Annotated in this window: 17 protein-coding genes and 1 pseudogene; 11 read left to right on the top strand and 7 right to left on the bottom strand. The window is 70.2% G+C overall.

What is annotated here, in order from left to right:
* From ACYVDG_RS05310 to ACYVDG_RS05280, 7 genes are all read left to right on the top strand, one after another.
* Complete coding sequence (locus ACYVDG_RS05310) at window positions 1–924, top strand: 4Fe-4S dicluster domain-containing protein (RefSeq protein ID WP_460747180.1); 924 nt, start codon at window positions 1–3, stop codon at window positions 922–924.
* Window positions 921–1,961, top strand: a complete 1,041-nt coding sequence (nrfD, locus tag ACYVDG_RS05305; RefSeq protein WP_460747179.1) for an NrfD/PsrC family molybdoenzyme membrane anchor subunit — start codon at window positions 921–923, stop codon at window positions 1,959–1,961. The genes ACYVDG_RS05310 and nrfD overlap by 4 nt, the downstream gene beginning before the upstream one ends.
* Window positions 1,962–2,259: 298 nt before the next feature.
* Window positions 2,260–3,366: a substrate-binding domain-containing protein gene (locus tag ACYVDG_RS05300; RefSeq protein WP_460747178.1), complete on the top strand. Its 1,107-nt coding sequence runs from the start codon at window positions 2,260–2,262 to the stop codon at window positions 3,364–3,366.
* 93 nt (window positions 3,367–3,459) lie between these two features.
* Window positions 3,460–5,142 carry a sugar ABC transporter ATP-binding protein gene (locus ACYVDG_RS05295; RefSeq protein ID WP_460747177.1) on the top strand — a complete coding sequence of 561 codons (1,683 nt, stop codon included), beginning with the start codon at window positions 3,460–3,462 and terminating at the stop codon, window positions 5,140–5,142.
* The gene (locus ACYVDG_RS05290; RefSeq protein ID WP_460747175.1) at window positions 5,139–6,155 is read left to right on the top strand and encodes an ABC transporter permease; all 1,017 of its coding nucleotides are present in this window, start codon (window positions 5,139–5,141) and stop codon (window positions 6,153–6,155) included. Before ACYVDG_RS05295 ends, ACYVDG_RS05290 begins: the two co-directional genes overlap by 4 nt.
* The gene (locus tag ACYVDG_RS05285) at window positions 6,152–7,132 is read left to right on the top strand and encodes an ABC transporter permease (RefSeq protein ID WP_460747173.1); all 981 of its coding nucleotides are present in this window, start codon (window positions 6,152–6,154) and stop codon (window positions 7,130–7,132) included. The genes ACYVDG_RS05290 and ACYVDG_RS05285 overlap by 4 nt, the downstream gene beginning before the upstream one ends.
* Window positions 7,133–7,198: 66 nt before the next feature.
* Window positions 7,199–8,467: a Gfo/Idh/MocA family protein gene (locus ACYVDG_RS05280; protein WP_460747172.1), complete on the top strand. Its 1,269-nt coding sequence runs from the start codon at window positions 7,199–7,201 to the stop codon at window positions 8,465–8,467.
* An 83-nt stretch (window positions 8,468–8,550) separates the two neighbouring features.
* On the opposite strand, the gene ACYVDG_RS05275 is transcribed toward ACYVDG_RS05280, so the two are convergent.
* From ACYVDG_RS05275 to ACYVDG_RS05255, 5 genes and pseudogenes are all read right to left on the bottom strand, one after another.
* The gene (locus ACYVDG_RS05275; protein ID WP_460747171.1) at window positions 8,551–8,985 is read right to left on the bottom strand and encodes a hypothetical protein; all 435 of its coding nucleotides are present in this window, start codon (window positions 8,983–8,985) and stop codon (window positions 8,551–8,553) included.
* Between the two features lie 19 nt (window positions 8,986–9,004).
* Window positions 9,005–10,225, bottom strand: coding sequence for a chymotrypsin family serine protease (locus tag ACYVDG_RS05270; protein ID WP_460747170.1), 1,221 nt, complete (start codon window positions 10,223–10,225; stop codon window positions 9,005–9,007).
* 316 nt (window positions 10,226–10,541) lie between these two features.
* Window positions 10,542–10,724, bottom strand: coding sequence for a hypothetical protein (locus ACYVDG_RS05265; RefSeq protein ID WP_460747288.1), 183 nt, complete (start codon window positions 10,722–10,724; stop codon window positions 10,542–10,544).
* 328 nt (window positions 10,725–11,052) lie between these two features.
* Window positions 11,053–11,252, bottom strand: a pseudogene (locus tag ACYVDG_RS05260) (hypothetical protein); the annotation flags it as partial.
* Window positions 11,253–11,325: 73 nt separating this feature from the next.
* Window positions 11,326–12,231, bottom strand: coding sequence for a hypothetical protein (locus ACYVDG_RS05255; RefSeq protein WP_460747169.1), 906 nt, complete (start codon window positions 12,229–12,231; stop codon window positions 11,326–11,328).
* A gap of 344 nt (window positions 12,232–12,575) precedes the next feature.
* On the opposite strand from ACYVDG_RS05255, the gene ACYVDG_RS05250 reads away from it, so the two are divergent.
* The gene (locus tag ACYVDG_RS05250; protein WP_460747168.1) at window positions 12,576–13,313 is read left to right on the top strand and encodes an SDR family NAD(P)-dependent oxidoreductase; all 738 of its coding nucleotides are present in this window, start codon (window positions 12,576–12,578) and stop codon (window positions 13,311–13,313) included.
* 10 nt (window positions 13,314–13,323) lie between these two features.
* On the opposite strand, the gene ACYVDG_RS05245 is transcribed toward ACYVDG_RS05250, so the two are convergent.
* Window positions 13,324–14,295, bottom strand: coding sequence for a TetR/AcrR family transcriptional regulator C-terminal domain-containing protein (locus ACYVDG_RS05245; protein ID WP_460747167.1), 972 nt, complete (start codon window positions 14,293–14,295; stop codon window positions 13,324–13,326).
* A gap of 310 nt (window positions 14,296–14,605) precedes the next feature.
* Between ACYVDG_RS05245 and ACYVDG_RS05240 the strand changes: the two genes are divergently transcribed.
* Window positions 14,606–15,724: a DUF418 domain-containing protein gene (locus ACYVDG_RS05240; protein WP_460747166.1), complete on the top strand. Its 1,119-nt coding sequence runs from the start codon at window positions 14,606–14,608 to the stop codon at window positions 15,722–15,724.
* Between the two features lie 336 nt (window positions 15,725–16,060).
* On the opposite strand, the gene ACYVDG_RS05235 is transcribed toward ACYVDG_RS05240, so the two are convergent.
* Window positions 16,061–16,690: a DUF4352 domain-containing protein gene (locus ACYVDG_RS05235; RefSeq protein ID WP_460747165.1), complete on the bottom strand. Its 630-nt coding sequence runs from the start codon at window positions 16,688–16,690 to the stop codon at window positions 16,061–16,063.
* 227 nt (window positions 16,691–16,917) lie between these two features.
* On the opposite strand from ACYVDG_RS05235, the gene ACYVDG_RS05230 reads away from it, so the two are divergent.
* A complete protein-coding gene (locus ACYVDG_RS05230; protein WP_460747164.1) occupies window positions 16,918–19,074 on the top strand; it encodes an N-6 DNA methylase in 2,157 nt (718 codons plus the stop codon).
* 274 nt (window positions 19,075–19,348) lie between these two features.
* A complete protein-coding gene (locus tag ACYVDG_RS05225; protein ID WP_460747163.1) occupies window positions 19,349–20,731 on the top strand; it encodes a hypothetical protein in 1,383 nt (460 codons plus the stop codon).
* Window positions 20,732–20,852: the final 121 nt, after the last annotated feature.

The following is a 20,852-nucleotide window of genomic DNA, read 5'->3' as shown; positions in this document are numbered from 1 at the left end:
ATGACCGCTGATGGCCGACCAAGGGAACCGGCGGAGGAAGACCGTCCCCGCCTGGGTTTCTTCACCGACACCAGTGTCTGTATCGGCTGCAAGGCCTGTGAGGTGGCCTGCAAGGAGTGGAACCTGGTCCCCGAGGACGGGCTCGACTTCACGGGCATGTCCTTCGACAACAGCGGCGGGCTGGGTGCCGACACCTGGCGCCACGTGGCCTTCATCGAGCAGCGCAAGCCCTTGGGTCACCAGGATCCGGGGGTGGGACGCACCGCCGCCGGCCCCGTCGACTTGGGGATGCCCTCGTTCTCCCTCCCTGGTCAACAGGCCGGAGAGGACTCCGCAACCCCGTCGGAGGGCCCGGGAGACTTCCGGTGGCTGATGTCCTCGGACGTGTGCAAGCACTGCACGAGCGCGGCCTGCCTGGACGTGTGCCCCACCGGTGCCCTGTTCCGCACCGAGTTCGACACCGTGGTCGTCCAGGAGGACATCTGCAACGGCTGCGGTTACTGCGTCCCGGCCTGCCCCTACGGGGTGATCGACCGCAGGGAGGTCGACGGCCGGGCGTGGAAGTGCACGCTCTGCTACGACCGGATCGGTGAAGGTATGCAGCCCGCCTGTGCTCAAGCGTGCCCCACTGACTCGATCCAGTTCGGTGACCTGGACGAGCTGCGGGAGCGAGCCGACCAGCGGTTGGCGGATCTACACGGCGCGGGGGTCTCCTCCGCCCAGCTGTACGGGGAGGACCCCGATAACGGCGTCGACGGTGCGGGTGCCTTCTTCCTTCTGTTGGACGAGCCGGAGGTCTACGGGCTGCCGCCGGACCCGGTGGTCACGACCCGGGACCTGCCGTCGATGTGGCGGCACGCGGGGGCGGCCGCGGCCGTGTTGCTGGCAGGTGCGGCGGCCGCGTTCGTGGGGAGGCGACGATGACGACACCCGAGACGTCCGGCGAGAAGGCCAGTGACGAGGGCCGGCACGCGATCACCGGCGCGGCCGACACGGCCGTGCCCCGGCAAGGGTCCGGCCGACGCGGCGGGGGGCGTAAAGGCGGGGAGCAGACCCGCGTGCCCGACGCGGAGTTCAGCTCCTACTACGGGCGCCCGATCCTGAACCAGATCGTGTGGGAGGCCCGGGACATCGGCGGATACCTCTTCCTGGGCGGGCTCGCCGGGGGCTCGTCGGTCCTGGCCGCGGGGGCAGAGGCCACCGGGCGCCCCGACCTGGCACGACCGCTGAAGTACGTTGCGCTGGCGGCGATCTCCGGATCGACGGCTGCCCTCATCCACGACCTCGGCCGCCCCGAGCGCTTCCTCAACATGCTGCGGGTGTTCAAACCGACCTCGCCGATGAGCGTGGGTTCCTGGTTCCTGATGGGATACGGCCCGATGGCGGGCGTGGCCGCGGTGACCGCCGCGACCGGCTGGTTCCCCCGGACCGGGCGGGCCGCGACGGTCAGCGCGGGCCTGATGGGCCCGCTCGTGGCCACCTATACGGCCCCGCTGATCTGTGACACCGCCGTTCCAGCCTGGCATGACGGCTACCGGGAGATGCCGTTCGTCTTCGCTTCCTCGGCGGCGGCCGCAGCGGGCGGCATGGGCCTGTTGGTCTCGCCCACCGAACAGAGCGCGCCCGCACGCCGGGTCGCGGTCGCAGGCGCGGTCGCCGAGGCGGCGCTGTCCACGTACATGGAGCGCCGGATGGGCATGGTCGGCGAACCCTACGAGACCGGACGCGCCGGGACGCTCATGCGCTCGGCGAAGGCCCTCACGCTGGCGGGCGCGGTCGGCGCTCTGGTGGGCCGCCGCAGTCGTGCCGTATCGGCGCTGAGCGGTGCCGCGCTACTCGCGGGCTCGGCAGTGACCCGGCTGGGGATCTTCCAGGCGGGGGTGCAGTCGGCCGCCGACCCGAAGTACACGGTCGTTCCGCAACGGAAGCGCCTGGCCGAGCGCGCGGCGGCCGCCCCCTAGAACCAGGAGCGGTTTGAGCTCGGGGCCGGCGGTGTGCGCACACCGCCGGCCCTGCTTTTGTGCGCCCTAAGTTCGGATCAACCGAGACTTTTATCGATGATGGACAAAAAGGTCATTGACGATCGACACAAGAGTGCGTAGGTTCGTGACCCCAGTCACAGGGTGAACTGCCTGGCCCTGGACCGTGTCCTCGCTCCCGAGCAGATCGACCGTGCGCTGTCCACGGCCGCGCCCACCAAGGCGGCACCTCAGCCCCGACAGCACCTGACCCCCCCGAACCAGGCACTTGGAGGCCCTCATGGGTTCGAATGCGCACCGGATCATGCCTTGGCGGCGTCGGCACGGACTCCGCGCACTTGGCGCCGCGGCCGCCGCGGGCACGCTGCTCGTCGCGGGCGCCTGCAGCACGCCCGAAGGAACCGGGGACGCCGACGGGGACGGCGCCGACGGCCCGTTCACCATCGGCGTGAGCAACGGCTTCATCGGCAGCGAGTGGCGCGAGCAGATGCTGTCGGTGCTCGAGGAGGCCTTCGAGGAGTACGAGGCCGAAGGTGTGGTCGACGAGCTGGTGGTGGAGAGCGCCGACGTCGACGTCAACGGCCAGATCCAGCAGATCCGCAACCTGATCCGGTCCGACGTGGACGCGATCATCGTCAACCCCAACTCCCCCACCGCACTCGACCAGGTCTTCGCCGAAGCCGCCGAGCAGGGCATCCAGATCGTTGCCATCGACCAGGCCGTGGAGTCCGAGGACGTGGTCAACGTCGTCATCGACCAGAGCGAGTGGGCCTCCATCTCAGCTGAGTGGCTGGCCGATCAGGTCGGCGAGGGCGGCGAGATCATCGCGGTCAACGGCATCGACGGCCACCCGGCCAACGAGGACCGCTGGGGCGGCGCAAGCGAGGTCTTCGACGAGACCGGGGTGGAAGTGGTCGCCAACGACTACGCCGAATGGGACCAGAACCAGGGCCAGACGGTCACCCGGGACCTGATCGCCAGCAACCCCGACGTCGACGGGCTCTTCGTGCAGGACGGCATGGCGCTCGGCGCGTTCCAGGCGCTGGAGGCCGAGGACGCGCTGGACGACGTCACCATGACCGGCGAGGCCCGCGTGGGCTTCATGCGCGAGTGGGACGCCCAGCGCGAGGACGGCGACTTCTCCACGGTCGGCGTTCCCAACCCGCCGTCGGTCTCGGTTTCGGCGCTGCACGTGGTGATCCGCATGCTGCAGGGCGAGGAGTTCGCCGAGGACTCCATCGAGGACAACAACGCCTGGCTGCCCATCCCCGACACGGTCACCGACGACAACTTCGACGAGCAGTTCGCCGAGGTCGAGGACGAGAACGACGCCTACGCGGTGGACCACGGGCTCACCCCGGAAGAAGCCGACGCCTACTTCGAGTGACCTCCCGGATGCCACCCTCCGGTCGCGGCCGCCCACTCGGGCGGAGGCGACGGCCGGACGCCGAACGCGCCCCCAGAACCAGGGAGAGGACTCTTGGACACACCGCCGTTTCTACGGATGAGCGGCGTGCGCAAACGCTACGGAGGCGTGACCGCGCTGGACGGAGCCGATTTCAGCGCCGACGCGGGAACGGTGCACGCCGTGCTCGGCCCCAACGGCTCGGGCAAGTCGACACTGCTGAAGGTACTCACCGGGGTGGTCGCCCCGGACGCGGGCGAAGTTCTCCTGCGGGGCGAGCGCCTGCGGCCCCGAGGGCCCCGCAACACCCTGGCCGCCGGGGTGAGCGCCGTCTACCAGGAGCTGTCGCTGGTCGAGGACTTCACCGTCCTGGACAACCTGGTGCTCGGGGTGGAACCGTCCCGGTTCGGGTTGCGTGACCGGCGGGCTGCGCTGGCCCGCGCCCTGCCCTGGCTGGAGCGGTTCGCCCCCGCTTTCCGCGGTCGCGTGCCAGCCCGGGAGCGCACCGGCGACCTGGACCCCGGAGAGCGCCAGATCGTCGAGGTGTGCAAGGCGCTGGTGCGCGATCCCCAGGTCCTGGTGCTGGACGAGGCAACCGCCTCCCTGCGCCGCGGCCAGGTGGAGGTGCTCTTCGAGGTCGTCTCCGAACTGCGTGAGCACGGCGTGCTGGTCCTGTTCATCACCCACCGGCTGGCCGAGATCCTGTCCGTGTGCGACCGGGCGACGGTGATGCGCAACGGGACGGCCGTGGCCACGGTGACGGTCGGGGAGACGCCCGAGCGCGAACTGGTGGAACTGATGTCGGGCGAAGCCGCCTCCCGTCCCGCCCCTGACCAGGCACCCGGCCAAGCGCCCGACCAGGAGCCGGCCGGCCAAGCACCCGATCAAGAACCGGCCTCCACCCCGCGCCTCGAAGTGCGCGAACTCACCGGTCCGCGGCTCGACGGACTTTCCCTCCAGGTCCGCGCGGGCGAGGTACTGGGGCTCGGCGGCCTCCAAGGCCAGGGCCAGTCCGAGCTGATGGCAACCCTGTTCGGCGCGGGACGCCGCACCGGCGGCACCGTGCTGTTGAACGGAGCACAGGTGCGCCCCCGCTCGCCCAAACAGGCGGTACGGGCCGGCTTCTGCTACGTCCCCGGCAACCGCGGCGGCCAGGGGTTGGCCCTGGGGCGGCCCATCCTGGAGAACTTCGCCCTGCCTTCGGTGGGCCGGCGCGCGGCCCTGGGGGTGGCGCTGTTCCGACGCCGGGAGGTCGCCGCCGCCCGCGCGGTGGCCGAGCGGATCAACACCCGCTACGGGTCACTGGACGACCCGGTCTCCACGCTGTCCGGCGGCAACCAGCAGAAGATCGTGGTGGGCAAGTGGTTTCCCACCGAACCGTCGGTGGTGCTCATGGACGACCCCGCCAAGGGCATCGACGTCGGCGCCAAGGCCGAGATGTTCCAGGTGGTGGCCGAACTCGCGGCCTCCGGGGCGGCGGTGCTGGTCAGCTCCAGCGACGACCGGGAACTGGTCGAGGTGTGCGACCGGGTACTGGTCCTGTTCGAGGGCCGGGTGGTCGACGAGGTCTCCGGGGACCGGCTCACCGAGGACACGCTGATCGCAAGCGCCATGCACATCACCGGCGGCGACGTGGCCGCCGCACACAGCGCAGAGGCGGCGGCGGAAATGCCCGACCCGGAGCAGGGTCCAGGCCCCGAACCGGGCCCCGCTCCGGACCACGGAACGGACGACGGACCGGACGGAGGGCGGCCATGAACCTCACGACCGGCCCCCAGCAGGCACACCGGCCGCGGCCGGTGCAAGCGGTGCTGTCCGTACGCATGCCCACCCTGGCTGTGGCCTTCCTGCTACTGATCACGGTGGCGGCCTCGGCGACCCTGCAACCCGGCTTCTTCTCCCCCTACGGACTCAGCGCCAGCTTCGCCACGTTCCTCCCCCTGGCCACCGTCGCCGCCGCGCAGACCATCATCGTGCTCGGCGGCGGCATCGACCTGTCGATCGGCACCATCGTCACCCTCTCCTCGGCGGTGTCGGTGGTACTCATGCAGGGCGATGACGGGCGCCTGCCCCTGGCCCTGGCCGCGGGCCTGGCCACCGGGGCCGCCTGCGGACTGTTCAACGGCCTCGTCGTGGCGGTCCTGCGGCTGCAACCCATCGTGGCGACCTTCGCCACCAGCTCGGTGTTCGGCGGCCTGGCGCTGCTGGTACTGCCGACACCGGGCGGCCAGGCGTCCCCCGTCCTCACCGAGACCTACCGCATGGTCCTGGCACTGTACGTGCCGATCCCCGCCGTGCTGCTGCTGGCCCTCTTCCTCGGCTGGCGGCTGCTGCGGAGCCACCGCTTCGGCCAGCACCTCTACGCCGTGGGCGGCAACGCCGACGCCGCCTACACCTCAGCGGTGCCGGTGTCGACGGTGCGGGTGCTGTCCTACACCTTGGGCGGCCTGGTGGCGGCCCTGGCCGGCGTCGCGCTCCTGGCCGACGCCGGGGCCGGCGACCCCACCCTGGGCACCGAACTCACCCTCGGGTCGATCGCCGCCCTGGTCATCGGCGGGACCCGGCTGCGCGGCGGATCCGGCGGGGTCGGCGGTGCCCTGGTGGGCGCTGTGGTCCTCTCACTCATCCAAGGCCTGGTGTTCTTCGCCGGGATCCCCACCAACGCGCGCGAATTCGTCTACGGCTGCATCATCATCGCCGCGATCGCGCTCGCCGGACTGCTCACCGCCCGCAACGGCAAGACCCTCGGGGCAACGGGAGGACACCGATGACCACCACCATCCCCTTGCGCCGCCTGTCCCGCGACCCGGTGGTGATCTCCGGCGCCGTCACCCTGGTGCTGTGGGCGGCTGCCAGCCTCTACGCACCCGCCTTCGCCAGCTGGGGCCACATCGTCACCACCCTGACCGTCGCCTCCTTCCTCGGCGTGATCGCGATCGGCCAGACCCTGGTGATCATCGCCGGCGGCGAGGGCATCGACCTGTCGGTGGGATCTGCGGCGACGCTGTCCGCGATCGTCGCGTCCCGCTTCATGGACGGCAGCAACGACGGTTTCACCTTCGCCGTACTGGCCGCGCTGGCCTCGGCCTGTGTGATCGGCGTGGTCAACGCGATCGGCGTCCTCGTGTTCAGGGTCCCGCCACTGGTCATGACCCTGGGCATGATCGCCGTGGTCACCGGGTTCATCCGCCTCTACACCGGCGGCCGTCCCGAAGGCTCGGCGGCTCCCCTGCTCAACCAGCTGGTCACCGGCGACACGGTCTTCGGCATCCCGGGGGTCCTGTGGCTGTGGCTCGGCCTGACCATCCTGGTGATCTGGCTGCTGCGGCGCAGCTCGTTCGGATGGCGGCTCTATGCCGTGGGGGCCAACCGCACCACGGCGTACCTGTCCGGGGTCAACCCCTCCGCGGTGAAATTCACCGCCTACGTGCTGTCCTCGCTGTTCGCCGGGGTGGGCGGGCTGCTGCTTCTCGGCTACACCCAGAACGTCTACACCAACCTGGGCGCCGACTACATGCTCAACAGCGTCGCGGCCGCGGTGATCGGAGGCACCGCGCTGATCGGCGGCGTCGGCGGCTACCTGGGCACCGTGATCGGCGCCATCCTGCTCACCGTCCTCGACTCGCTGCTGCGCACCATGCAGATCGGCGGCGGTGAATGGGGCGACGCACCGCGCCAGATCCTCTTCGGCATCGTGCTGATCATCGTCCTGACCGCCTACGGCAGACAGAAGCGCCTACGCGGCTAAGCCGTACCCCCACATGCGCCCCACCCGACGCCAGCGTGGCCAACCACCGGATTTGGAGACTCCAACGTGACATCACAGAACGGCCGACTCGGCGTCGGCATCGTCGGCAGCGGGTTCATCGCCGACTTCCACACACGTTCCTTCCGCGGGGTGCGCGAGGCCGACGTGGTGGCGGTGTGCGGCCGCAACGCGAAGACCGTGGCACAGGTCTGCGACCTCGCACGGCAGCTGCGTGTGGGCGACCCCGTCGGCTACGACGACGTACGCGCCATGGTGCGCGACCCCGACGTGCAGGCGGTGTGGGTGACCACGCCCAACCACGTGCGTCTGGAGACGGTGCGGGCCATCTGCGAAGAGGTCTCCTCGGGCCGGGCCGGTCTGCGCGGCATCGCCATCGAGAAGCCCCTGGGGCGCACGGTCGCCGAAGCAGACCAGGTCCTGCGCCTCGTACAGGACGCCGGGCTGCTCCACGGCTACTTGGAGAACCAGGTCTTCGCGCCCGGGGTCACCCGCGCCCACGAACTGGTGTGGGCGCGCGGCGCCGCCGCGTCCGGATCCCCCTACCTGGCGCGCTGCGCCGAGGAGCACAGCGGACCGCACAGTGCGTGGTTCTGGCAGGGCGACAAGCAGGGCGGCGGCGTCCTGAACGACATGATGTGCCACAGCGTCGAGGCCGCCCGCTACCTCCTCACCCCGCCCGGCACCCGCGCCCGGGACTGGCTGCGGCCGGTGAGTGTGGAAGCCACCATCGCCTGCCTGAAGTGGACGCGCCCCCACTACGCCGACGAGCTGGTCAGCCGCTACGGCCCGGAGGTGGACTACCGGAACCGCCCCGCGGAGGACTACGCGCGCGCCACAGTGGTCTACCGCAACGGCGACGGCCACGACGTGGTCGCCGAGGCCACCACGTCCTGGAGCTACGTGGGCGCCGGGCTCCGGCTCAGCTACGAACTGCTGGGGCCGGAGTACTCCATGTCCTCCAACAGCCTGGACACCGAGTCGCGGGTGTTCCTCAGCCGCGAGATCGCCGGCCGGTCCGGCGAGGACCTGGTGGAGAAGCAGAACGCCGAAGGCGGGCTGATGCCGGTGGTTCCCGACGAGGCCGCAACCTACGGCTACACCGACGAGAACCGGCACATGGCCGAACGCTTCATGGACGGCAAGGAACCGCGGGAGGACCTGCACGACGGCCGGGACGTCACCGAACTCCTCATGGCGGCCTACCTGTCAGCCCAGGAGGGCCGAAGGGTCGACCTCACCGACCCGGCCACACGGGAACGGGTCGCGGAGTTCGTGCCCGACGTCGCCCAGGGGACCTGGCGCTCGGGGGCCTGAGGGCCTCACCGGTGCGCCGTGCGCCACAGGGGCGACCCGTGGCGCACGACGCGGTTCCCGGCCGGGGCCCCGAAGGACGGGGGTCACTCCGTGACGAAGACCGGACCGGCGAGCCACTCCGGAGCGCGCTCACCCCCGCAGTCGGCCTCCTGGCCGCTCTCGCCACCGACGACCTCGACCTCGTCCCCTTCGACGGCCACGACCTCGCCGTCGGCATCGACCACACGGAGGGGGTCGTCCAGGGCCGAATAGCCTTCGGGCCAGGTAATGAGGTACCGGGTATCGCTGCCCTGCACGGCGAAGCAGGCGGTACCGCCTTCGACCGTGGCCTCCAGAGAACCGATGAGCTGGGCCTCGGCGTAGTCTCCGGTCTCCGCGGCGTAGGTGTTGAGCTGAAGGACCCCGCCGCCCGCACCGTTGTCGACACCGCCGTCCGCACCGCCGTCCGCGCCCCCGTCGGCGCACCCCGCTGTCACGGCGAGCAGGCCGACCGCGGCGCACAGGGCTGAGACGGGCACGCGTGCGCGCCCGCGCCGCTCAGCTCGTGGCGACTGTGGCATCGATCGCGCCCCCGAAGTAGCTGACGGACATGTACACGGACCCACCAGAGGCACTGCCCACGTGGCTGCCCGCGGCATTGCCCACGATAAACCAGGGGCCCCCGCTGTCACCGCGCTCGGTGTTGTGGTCCTCCATGCCGATGAAGGTCTCGTTGGCGTCGGGGACGTAGCTGGGACTGACGGTCAGCGAGTCGATGTAGGAGCATCCGTAACCGCTGTTCTTGCCGCGCTTGCACCTGTAGTTGCCGACGCTGGAGTCACCGCGGCTGACGGTGCCCGTGATCGTCCGGTAGTCGTTCGCACTGGTGCCGACGTAGATCCGGTTGAGGAAGTCGTGCCAGAGCCAAGTGAAGTGCGCCTGGACGTCGTGGGAGCCCCCGTGGGACTCGTCCTCGTGGAAGAGCGCGACGTCGGCGGACAGCATCCGCTGGTCGTCCTGGCAGTGCGCCGCCGTGGTGACCATGCGTCTTCCGTCGATGATGACGACGAAGCCCGCCGTGCAGGTGGTCAACCCGACACCGCCGCTCAGGTCGGCTTCGGCCTCGCCGAGCTGGTCCACGGCGTTGATCAGGACCGGGGCCTCCCCCTCGGTTCGGGAGGATGCGGTGGCGTCCAGGACTTCCTCGGGTACGTCCTCCGCCACGTCCACGACGGCCTGGTTGGCGGCGACGTCACCGTAGGAGTCGAAGGCGATCCCCTCGGCCTCCAGCGCGTCCTGCACCTGGCCGCGGTACCGCTCGATGTCGGCGAGGCTGTACTCCTCCTCCACGACCTCGACCGGAACGTCGAGTCCGGCCAGCGATTCCGGGATTTCCACGTCCTCGGCGTCACCGGCGGTGGACACGATCACGCGGAACTCGGGTTCGTGCTCGATCCGCAGGCCCGCGTCATCCTCGCCGAGGCTCTGCGCGACCTCCTCGCCGGCCTCTCCGACCAGCTGCTGTGTCTGCAGAAGGTCCACCGACTCCTCCACCGAAAGGTCGTGTTCGGCGGCGTAGGGTGCGGCATCGGGGTTGCCGAGCTCCTCGGCCCGCGCGAAGTCCGCCTCGGAGACCTCCACCTCCGTGCTACCGGAGGCGACCAGGGTGCTCGGCCCCTGTTCCTGCGGAGCTGCCGCCGCACTGGCTTGGGCGGGCGGAGCGAGGCTCAGCGCCAGGGCCAGGGCCCCCAGACCGGCGAATACGGAACGGCTCTGCATATTGACATCTCTCCCTTGCTTCTGTTGCTGAACATCAGCGACGGGAGGTTTTCCCAAGGGCAAAATGAGAAAACTATGGCAAAACGATCCAAAAGGTACCCAGTTCCCTTTTTCTGCGTTTGAACTCTTCACTTAGGACATAATGCCGGGGGGCCGGATCCGGCCGCGCATCATCTTGCCAACTCACTCGAGCGCGAGGTAGGGAACCTTCTCACCAGCCTTTCCAAGTGCCACTCATCCGGCCACTGAAACCAGCCACAAAAGGGAGTTATGACAAGGCCGAAACACGCGAATACATCTCGGGAGAGGCCTTTGCTCAACGGCGGACGGGCGCGACGGTCAGCAACACCGACGGCTCCGCCTCGGTGATGTGCGAGATATCCAGAAGGGACATCTCCGAAGCAAACATCGAGTACCTCCCGTCCCGATCATTGGGCCGACCCTTGACCGTGACCGCGGTGTCCTCCAACAACGCCTCCACATACAACGGATACGTCATGGAGCCTGCTGACAAAGGGGGTTTGGCTACCCAGCCCTTGGGGCCGCTTTCCGCGTGGGTGGGGAGTCCGCGCGGGCTGGGGTTTGTTGTTGGGTGCGGGTGGTTTCCCCGTTTCCTGCCGCTTGATGGTGGCCGTCTCCGCTGCGCGCCTCAAGGTCGTCGTCGTCGTCGAAGCGCTGGCGCGCTATCGCAGGCGCTCCACCTTGACCTCGCTGCGACGGCGGGTTGGCGGCTATCAGGAAACGGGGGACGTGTGGTCGGGCCCCGGCCCTGCGGCCCGGTGGGCCGGGCTTCGCCCGGCCGACCACGGCCGGAGCAGTTCCCGGCCGAAGGCCGGTCCCGTCGCTCATAAGCCAGCTTGGTCTTGCGGTCCCACTCCTCATCACCCCACTGGATGTTCAACCCGATCGGGGTGGAATCGCCGTCGTCGTCCCCACCACCGAACAGGTCGAACTGACCGTGGGCCTCCTGCTCCTTGGAGCTGATCATCCCCTCGACCGCGGTCTCGTGGTGGCGCTCCCGCCCCGGCGCGGCCGAGACCTGGAAACCCGCCTGGGCCCAGCGGCCCACCGGCGAGACCTAGGGATCGGTGGTCAGGGGCCTAGGGGTCGGTGGTCAGGGCGGCCACGCGCAGGGCCAGTGCCTGGGCCTGGACGAGGTGGGAGAGCGCCTCCTCTTGGTGCGGGTGCGCGGCCCCGGCCTCGGCGGTACGGTCGGCGAGCGCGTCGAGTTCGGCGGCGGTGCGGCGGTCCTGTTCCTCCAGCTCGGCCGCGCGGACCAGATGCGCGTAGTCCTCCAAGGTGCGGATCCGCCGCCCGACCTCGGCCACGTCCTCCTCCAGGACACCTCGGGCCCGCTCGGCCGCCCGGCGGCTGCGCTCACCGACCAGGGGCGTGGCCTCGATCCGCTGCCGGGTCCGGGACTGCCGGCGCAGGCACTGGGCCACCGCCCACTCCGCGTCCGCCAACACCACCCTGTTGCGTACCTCGTCGAGCAGCAGGCCGCGCCGGTGCGCGTCCGAGCCCAGCACGGAATCCACTGCCCGCTGGGTCCGCCCCAGCATCCAACGGGCGGACGTGTCGAGCATGTCACCGCTGACGAAGAACCCTTGGAGTTCATCGACGGCGTCTTCGACCGTCTCGCGCGCGGCCTGGTGTTCGCGGAGTGCGCGCAAGCGTCCGTGTCTGAAGTAAGCGGCGCCGCCGACAGCCATGCTTGACACCAAGAGGAGAACGAACACCGCGGGATCGTTGAACAGCACCACGGCCAACACCATGCCCATGGACAACAGGAGAACCCGCAGGGCAGCGGACGAATCCCTGACCGGCTCCGCGCCCGGGTTCCCGTACCCCGCGAAATCGCTGGGCTGGCCGGCCTCCTTGGCCTTCTGTGCCAGCCCCTCCGCCAGACGCCGACGGTCCCCGTCGCCGAGCTCGGGGTGCACGCTCACCCGACGGGGTCCGACCCCCGCGGTGCCCTCCCGTCCGGACTCCGACCGCTCGTCCACCTCGGCACGCCTTCCTCACCCGACGTGCCCTCCCGGCGCCCGTCGCTGTTGAGTAGCCGGGGAGAGCCCGGTGGTTTCCCGATCTCCCGCCCCGGCCTCCGGACCGTTACCGACGGGATTCCCCGAATCCGGGGACCAGACCCTCACCGCGGCCATTTCGGGCACATCCGGCAGACGCCGGACAGGGCGACCCCCGCGGAGGCCTTCGGCTGGCCGCCCCGGCCCGGGCGCCCATCCGCGCCCAGCGCGGGAGGAAGGGGGTTCCGGGAGGCGGTGGGTCGGCACACCACGGGGGACGGTAATCTCGTGGACGCCCAGCTCCACCCCGTCGAAAGGTAGCCCCCATGAGTCGCAGTGTGCTGGTCACCGGTGCCGCCCGGGGCATCGGCCGGGCGGTGGCGGCCGCCTTCGCCGAGGCGGGCGACCGGGTGGCGGTGCACTACGGCACCCGACGCTCGGAGGCGGAGGCCACGCTGCGGGGGCTGTCCGGCGAGGGACACGTCCTGGTCGGAGCGGACCTGCGCGACCCCGAATCCACCGCATCCCTGGTCGATCGGGCCATCGAAGGGCTCGGCGGGGTGGACGTGGTGGTGAACAACGCCGCGGTCAACCGCCCGCACCCCATCGCCGAAACCTCCTACGAAGAATGGCTCTCTGCCTGGTCGGAGACCGTGGACGTCAACGTGTACGGGGCCGCGAACGTCTCCTATCTCGCCGCCCGGCACATGATCGACCGGGGCACCAAGGGCCGCATCGTCAACATCGGCTCGCGCGGCGCCTTCAAGGGCGAACCGGACCACCCGGCCTACGGGGCCAGCAAGGCCGCCCTGCACTCGATGGGCCAGTCGCTGGCGGTGGCCCTGGCCCCGCACGGCATCGCGGTCGCGTCCGTGGCCCCCGGCTTCGTCGAGACTGAGCGCGTCTCCGAGCGCCTCACCGACCAGGTCCGCGCCCAGAGCCCGTTCGGGCGCGTCGCGGGCCCCGAGGAAGTCGCCTCGGCGGTGCTGTACCTGGCCTCTCCCGAAGCCGAGTGGTCCTCCGGCGCCGTCCTGGACCTGAACGGCGCCTCGCACCTGCGCTGAACCCGTGCCCTCACCCCCGGCCCGCCTCGATCATCGGGGCGAGGCCGTCGAGGAGTCGCGCCAAGCCCGTGCTGAAGATGCCGTCGATATCGGGCGGCCCCGAGACACGGAACACCGCGGGGAACTCGCCCCGGCCCGCGAGGCCGACCAGATCCGGTGCGCGCTCCTGCCACCACTGCTGGGGTTCAGAGCCGCCGAGCATGTCCGGCGCCTCCATCACCAGACCCTGAGCGGCCATACCCCCCGTGAAGCCGAGCAGCATGGTGACGATCTCCAGTGCGGTGTCCGGGGAGCACCCCTCGTCGGTGATGACACCCATCATCTGATCGGTGGCCTCCATCACGGCCGGAGTGATGAACGGCTTGGCCGTGGATGCGAGCTGGACGACCCAGGGGTGCCTGCGGAGGATCCCCCACTCCCACTTCACGGCCGTCTCGAGGGCGCTTCGCCAGTGCGCCTCGGGCAGGTCCGGGAACGCGGCCTCCCGGTAGGTCGCCTCGATCATCGCCGAGACCAGGTCGGTCCTGTGGCTGACGTGCCGGTAGAGCGCCATCGTGCTCACATGCATCTCGGTCGCGACACGGCGCATCGAGAAGTCGTCGATACCGTCCGCGTCCACGACGGCGATCGCGGCGCGGACGATGGACGCGCGCGTCAATGCCGCCTCAGAACGGCTGCGGCGCTCCCCCGTGCTCGATGAACTCCTGCGCTGCGGCTTCTCGGGACGTCCAGGCACGACCGAAGGGGGCGGTGGGGTTCGCACCACGGTCCCCACCCCGCGCACCGCCTCTACCAAGTCCTCCTGCCGCAGTACGGAGAGCACCTTTGAGGCCGTGGCCATCGCCACGCCCCATTCCCGGGTGATCTCACGGGTCGACGGCACCCGGTCACCCACGCCGAGCTCCCCGGAGCGGATACTCGCGCGGATGGAGTCGACGATGCGCGCGTACGGCGGCTTCCCATGATCCGACGGCTCTGGCATCCCTGGCCTCCTTACTCAAGCCCAACCCTAGCAGTGCACTAGTCCACTAATCATCTTAGTGCACTAGTGCACTTAACTTCGACTACAGGCAATTGGGTGAGAGTTTTCGCCATGTTTGTACGCTCTCACCGCCCTATTATGCGCACTCGCAGGCCTAGAATGCGGCTGAACATAAGAGAGTTTACGCCTTACACATCTAAGTGTATCGTGTACGCGACACACTCAATCAGATCCGTCCCGGGAGTTCGCCATGCCTCACGAAGTCGAGTCGGCACCAACCCCTCCATCGGCCACGAGCGGACCGGTGCCCATGTCCCTCCGCCACCTCGCGCCCGACCTGGCTCGCGGCGTCATGCTCCTGGTCATCGCCCTCGCGCACGCCCAGTTCTTCGCCACGATGATCGGCGGAACAGTGCACGTCGACTCCACCCTCGACCGCGCGGTCACGGCGGGGAACACGATGCTCGTGGAACTGCGCGGCTACCCGATGTTCGCCGCGCTGTTCGGCTACGGCATCGGGCAGATCTACCTGCGGCGTACCGCGGACGGCACTTCATGGCCGGAGGTCCGTTCCCTCCTGCGACGGCGGGCCGGCTGGCTCGTCGCCTTCGGCCTGATACACGTCATCCTGCTCTTCCCCGGCGACATCCTCTCCGTCTACGGCCTGGTGACCCTGGTACTGGTCGGGGCGGTGCGCCTCCGGGCGCGGACAGTGGCGACTATGGCCGCGGCCTGGTTACCGCTAGGCGCTGTCCTCCATGCCCTGTCCCAGGCGGAAGCAGCCAACGCCGGAACCAACGGCCTACCGCCGCTACCCCTGCCCGACGGGTTCCTGGCCGAACTCCTCTGGCGCCTCGGCATGTTCGCGGTCATCGGGGCCGGAATACTCATCAGCACTGTGTTCCCGTTCCTGGTGGGAATCCTGGCGGCGCGACACCGTATCCTGGAGGAGCCGGAGCGACACCTTCGCCTTCTCCGATGGGTCGCGTTCGCGGGCATACCCGTCGGAATGCTCGGCGGCCTGCCTCTGGCTCTGGCCAAAACCGGCGAGTGGGCCGACTACGCACTGCTGGACGGACTGTTCGCCGGCGGATTGCACCAGGTGACCGGCTACGCCTGCGGCCTCGGATACGCGGCCCTGATCGCGCTCGCGGCCGCCCGCCTCGTCGGCAGGGAACGGCCGGTGACCAACGCACTGGCTGCCCTTGGACAGAGGTCGATGACCTTCTACCTCGCACAGTCGCTGGCCTGGGCCGTACTGTTCTCCTCCTACGCCCTCCACCTGCAGGTGACATCGCCGTCTCTGGCTGCGGCCGTCGCCGTGGCGGTCTGGCTGGCCACCCTGGTCGCCGCCGACCAGATGGCCCGCCGGGGCATCCGAGGACCGGCCGAGACGGCGCTGCGCCGACTGCTGTATCGCCAGGCATAGTAAGCCGGGGCGCAGGGCCGCATCGCCGACATCGACTCGACCGCCGCTTTCCAAGGTGAACCGGGCCATCGCCCCGGTGCCGCCCTGGATCCGGACGGCGCCGAGGATGCGGCGGCCGGAGGCCGACCAGCGGGGCGGGCATGGCCACGTCCCCAGCAGCCCCAGGTGGCCGGGCGGGTGTCCACCGGGAAGCCCACCCCGGCCCAGGGGCACGGTGGCGCCGCAGATGGCCGGACGCGGGTCTGCGGGCGGACGGATCCTGGTGATGACAGGTGGTGGACGTAGGCCCCGGCCCGGTGTTCGCGCACCGGCCTGGGGCCGCTTCCGTTGTGGGGTTTAGGTGTCGAGGTCGACGCGTACGCCGTCCTCGAACATGCTTTCCCCGTTGACGAGCATGTGGTCGATCTCGGTGTCCTCGCTGATGTCGTAGACCAGGGTCGCTTCCGCGGCCTGGCCGGGGTTGAGCTGGTCGATGAACGTCGCGTCTGCGGAGGCGCTGATGTCGTACTCGTACATCGACCCCGCCTCATCCATGAGGACCTGGTCGCTCCCGCTGAGGTACTCCGCCGAGGAGCTGATGTTCTCAGCGGTCAGCTCCACGACGGCGTACTCGCCGCGAGGCTCCTGGGTGAGCCCGAACTCGTCCTCGATGCTGGTGACGCCGTACTCGATGGAGTGGACGGTGAACTCAAAGGATCCGTGCTCGAAGGTGTCGCCGAGCTGGTGGGCGGCATCGCCCTCTTCCTCGCCGTCGCCGCCATCGCCGTTGTCGGCCTCGGCCACCTCGGTGGCCTCCTCGCCGTTGTCGGTGTCGGTGCCGGCGGTCATCAGCACGCTGCACCCGCCCATCAGCAGCACGACGAGCGCGGTCGGGATGCCGCACCCGAGGCCGATCTTGGCGCCGGTGGACATGCCCTTCTTCGGAGGTTGGAAGGGGGGCTGCTGGGGGCCGCTGGGGTAAGTCATGGGTGCTCCGGTTCGTGTGTGGGACGCACGAGACGTGCGCGATGTGCGCGAAGGGGCTGCGCTTGGTCCACCCCTCACCTCTCGTTCATGTTCACGGAGTTAATCATAGTCTGTGAATATTGCCAACCACTATTTAAGTAGCCATGTGAACACTCGCTGAAGTAGACGGGCATCCACGGTGTGTATAGTCGTGTGGTCACGACCGCAGAACACGGACAGGGGGCACTGTGGACACGGAGGGCGTGGAGGTCACCTCGGCTGACATCGCCAGGCTGGCCGGGGTCAAGCCGACCGCGGTGAGCAACTGGCGCCGACGCCACGACGACTTCCCCCGCCCCGTCGGAGGCACCGAGCGCAGCCCGCGCTTCGACCTCGTCGCCGTGGAGCACTGGCTCTCCGCACGCCACCAGGCACCCATCGAGCCCGAACAGCGCCTGTGGCAGGCTTTGGAATCCGTACGCGGCGACCTGAACGCCGGGGACGCGCTAGGACTGGTCGGCCTGCTCCTCCTCCACCTGCACCGACGCCCCGGCGCCGAAGTCCCCAGCACACCCGAAGGCCTGAGCGGCCTGTTGGACTCGGGCGAGGACGACCTCCTCGCCGCCCTGGGAGAGGGCGTACGCGAACCGGCCGTCTCCCGCCCCCGCCCCACCCTCACACCCCGCTTGGTGACCCTGCTGCTCACCGCCGGGCGCACCTCGGCCGCCCACGGCGCCCAAGCCACCTTCGACTCCCTGCGCCACCGGCTCGACCAGGCCATGCGCACCGGCTCCCACGCGCTCTCCCCCGCCCTGGCCGACCTCATGGTCCACCTCAGCGACGCCCCGGACGGGGTCGTTGCCGACCCCTCCTGCGGCCAGGGAGAGCTCCTGCTCGCCGCAGCCCGGGCCGAACCGCGCACCCTATGGGGACAGGACCGCGACGCCGCCCAGCTGTGGATCGCGATCCTGCGGTTGGCCTTCACCGAAAACACCCCCGCCGTGGATATACACACCGCCGACGCGCTCCGCGAACCGGTGTTCACACTCGGCGCCGCCGACGGCGTGGTGTGCGCTCCCCCCTTCGGAGACCGCAACTGGGGCTCGGACGGAGGCGCTGACGACCCCCGCTGGGTCTACGGGGTCCCGCCAAGGCTGGAGTCCGACCTGGCGTGGGTGGAGCACTGCCTGGCCCAGGTCCGTCCCGGCGGCACCGCGGTGGTACTGATGCCCCCGGCCGCGGCCCGCCGCCCCTCCGGCCGCCGCATCCGCCGCACCCTGCTGCGCGCGGGCGCCCTAGCCGGAGTGGTGTCCCTGCCAGCCGGCCTGGCCGCCCACCACACGGTCCCCCTGCAGCTGTGGATCCTGACCCGGCCCGCGGACGCATCCGCACCACCCGGCCCGGTCCTGTTCGTCGACTACGCCACCGCACCCGGAAACGCCTCCGGCGAGGACTCCGAACACGAGGTCCTGGCCCGGATCCACGACCTGTGGACCCGGTTCCGCCACGACCCCTCCGGTTTTCCCGAGCACCCCGGTCTGGCCCGCGCCGTCGAGGCGGCCGACCTGGTGGACGAAGACGTCGACCTCACCCCTGGGGTCCACCTGCCCGTGCGCCGGTCTCCGCACGATGCCGCCCGGGAGTTCACCGAGCGGCGCACGCTGCTGGAGAGCGCGATGGAGCGCCTGCGCGACCACCTCTCCGAGCTCGCCGCTCCCCATGACCGGCCCGGGTCTGCCCCTGATAGCGGCACCACTCCCACCCCCACGAACAGCGCGGACTCAGGCGCGGGCCCAGGATCTGGCACCGGCTCAAGCTCAGGCATGGTCACGCTCGGCGAACTGGCCAAGGCCGGTTCGGTGACGATCCGCAGGGTGGCGCGCCGGGGAGGCTCGGAACCCGCCCAGACGGTGTCGGCGCGCGTGATCGAACCAGAGGACGTCGCCACCGGGAGCCCCGCCTCCCGCGTCCGCCCCGTGGACGCCGACCCGATGCGCAACCCCCCGGTCCAGGAGGGCGACGTCCTGGTTCCCGGCTCCCTCGACCGCCCCATCGCCCGAGTGGCTACCGAGGCCGACGTCGGCGCCTACCCGGCGCCCGGCATGTACGTGGTGCGCACCAACCCCGCGGCGGTCGACCCCTGGTTCCTGGCCGGATTCGTGACCAGCGGCGACGAGGCCGAGCACCTGTCGCGGGTGAGCAGTACCCGGGGGCACCTTCGCGTGGATCCCTCCCAGATGCGGTTGCCCGTCCTGCCCCTGACCGAACAGCAGCGCCTCGGGGAACGCTTCCGCCGGGTGCGCCTCTTCGAGTCCGCCGTGCGCGAAGTGGCCCTCCTGGGTGAGGAGTTGGGGGCCGGAGCCGTGGATCTCATCGCCCGGCAGACGGGGACCGAAACGGGCTGAGATCAGCCGGAACACCACCGGACCGTAACCTCGGTCTTCGCCTCCGGGCAGCTACGGCTCTCACCTCCGTAAATCCGGGAAGCGGAAGCATGAACCGCCGGTTAAGGGCGCATGAACGGTGGATTTTCCGATGGACCACGAGGGTTTGGCCAACGCCCAAAAACGCCTTTCGGCGGCCTTCTTCCCACGATGTCCGCGAAACCGCACCACAGCCGCGCGGTCGCGCTGTACAAGAGAGGGGCACGCAGCGCGAGGAGAATATCGGGGGGCACGCATGGCATCCCATGGCCCGGAGAGGCCGTCCCACCGCCGGTTCGCGGCCAGGCCGGTGTCCCTGCTACCCACCGAGGAACTCGCCCGCAGAGCGTTGGAGTCCCCGCTGCTCAGCTCCGTCATCGCCCTGGCGCGCTGGTGCGGACCGGTCACACCCGTGGACGCGGACGGTGTACCGGACCTGGACGACGCACGCTCCGCGATCGCTGAGGTCGGGCTGTGGCCCCGCGCCCTGTGCCGGGACACCAACCGGCGGGAAGCCTGGGTCCGGCAGATCACCTGCATCAGCCAAGCGGAGGAGTTCCTCGTCTGCTGGCGGGTCGCCCGGTACCTGGGCCTTATCGAATGCGCGGTCGGCCAAGCCCGGCCAGCCCCGGAGCTGGAGGACTGGGTCGGCTCCACCGGGCGGATCCTGCACTGGTGGACTCTTGCCTTCCACGAGTGCGTCGAACGCTCCCTGCGCGGTACCGCCGGGCTCGAACCGCACACCACGCTGAGCCGCCTCTACGAGTCGCCCAACGGGGCCCTCGTCCCACTGCAGCTGGCGACCCAGGAAGTCCTGCCCGCGCAGGAGGCCCACTACCTTCCGTTCCGCTGCCACGCCTGGAGCACCGCGCTGCTCACCCGCGCCCTGTGGCAGCTCAACGAGGCCGGGGCGGTCGCCATGGGATGGGACGCGCCCTGGTCCGGACCCGCCCCAACGCACAGCCACCGTCCGGGGCCGGCGTGGGTTCAGCTCACCGACCTGGGGCGGTTCGGGATCCGTCAGATCCTCCTCGCGCAGGAACACCCGGCACCGCTGACCGAGGAGTTCGTCCAACTCGACGCCGACGCCTTCCTCGACGCCCTGTCCAGCTTCTCCCCCGACGGCCAACTCGTCGCGCTCACCGCGTGGCTGGACGCCCGGCCTCCGGAGCGCGCACTGCGGGAAATCGTCTCGGTGGCCTCCGGGCCCGGGCTGGCCCTGCGCCGGTGGAACGCCACCCTGGCGCTGGGCACCATCAGCTCCCAGGTCGACGCGGAACTGCGCAGCCTGCTCCACGAACGCGACCCGACAGTGGCGAGCATGGCCACAGTCGTCCTGCTGGCGTCGCAGATGCTCTCGAAGCCCGAACGGGCGAGGCTGACCTCCGATTACGGCCACTGGACCGCCATCGACATGTTCGCGGCGGCCACCGCGCTGGGTGAGACCGGGCTCAAGACCTTCCTGAGCTCCGAAGCGGCTGAGGGCATCGACCGGTTCCTGCTCAACGACATCGACCGGCTCTGGCACCCGGAACACCCCGATACCCGCCAGGTCCTGCGGATCCTGAGCCAGCACCACCCCGACCCGTCGATCGCGGCCAGGGCCCGCGCGGTCCAGGCCCACGCCCCACCGGCCTGATCCCGCGGAGCGGACCGGCCCGGGGACCTCCACCAGGCTCCGGCCCGCCCAAGACCTCCCCCATGAAACCGCACGGTCCCGGCACCAACGCGGCCTCCTCCCCGGCCAGGCGGGGCCGGAT

It is taken from the genome of Nocardiopsis oceani (assembly GCF_054777395.1).
The sequence above is the reverse complement of the archived record's forward strand: the minus strand, read 5'-3'. Positions and strand labels throughout refer to the sequence as shown.

Bases quoted from the DNA above. Each gene is read 5' to 3' on its own strand.
- ACYVDG_RS05310 (WP_460747180.1), top strand. From the start codon at position 1: ATGACCGCTGATGGCCGACCAAGGGAACCGGCGGAGGAAGACCGTCCC.
- nrfD (WP_460747179.1), top strand. From the start codon at position 921: ATGACGACACCCGAGACGTCCGGCGAGAAGGCCAGTGACGAGGGCCGG.
- ACYVDG_RS05300 (WP_460747178.1), top strand. From the start codon at position 2,260: ATGGGTTCGAATGCGCACCGGATCATGCCTTGGCGGCGTCGGCACGGA.
- ACYVDG_RS05290 (WP_460747175.1), top strand. From the start codon at position 5,139: ATGAACCTCACGACCGGCCCCCAGCAGGCACACCGGCCGCGGCCGGTG.
- ACYVDG_RS05285 (WP_460747173.1), top strand. From the start codon at position 6,152: ATGACCACCACCATCCCCTTGCGCCGCCTGTCCCGCGACCCGGTGGTG.
- ACYVDG_RS05270 (WP_460747170.1), bottom strand. From the start codon at position 10,225: ATGCAGAGCCGTTCCGTATTCGCCGGTCTGGGGGCCCTGGCCCTGGCG.
- ACYVDG_RS05265 (WP_460747288.1), bottom strand. From the start codon at position 10,724: ATGACGTATCCGTTGTATGTGGAGGCGTTGTTGGAGGACACCGCGGTC.
- ACYVDG_RS05250 (WP_460747168.1), top strand. From the start codon at position 12,576: ATGAGTCGCAGTGTGCTGGTCACCGGTGCCGCCCGGGGCATCGGCCGG.
- ACYVDG_RS05245 (WP_460747167.1), bottom strand. From the start codon at position 14,295: ATGCCAGAGCCGTCGGATCATGGGAAGCCGCCGTACGCGCGCATCGTC.
- ACYVDG_RS05240 (WP_460747166.1), top strand. From the start codon at position 14,606: ATGTCCCTCCGCCACCTCGCGCCCGACCTGGCTCGCGGCGTCATGCTC.
- ACYVDG_RS05235 (WP_460747165.1), bottom strand. From the start codon at position 16,690: ATGACTTACCCCAGCGGCCCCCAGCAGCCCCCCTTCCAACCTCCGAAG.
- ACYVDG_RS05225 (WP_460747163.1), top strand. From the start codon at position 19,349: ATGGCATCCCATGGCCCGGAGAGGCCGTCCCACCGCCGGTTCGCGGCC.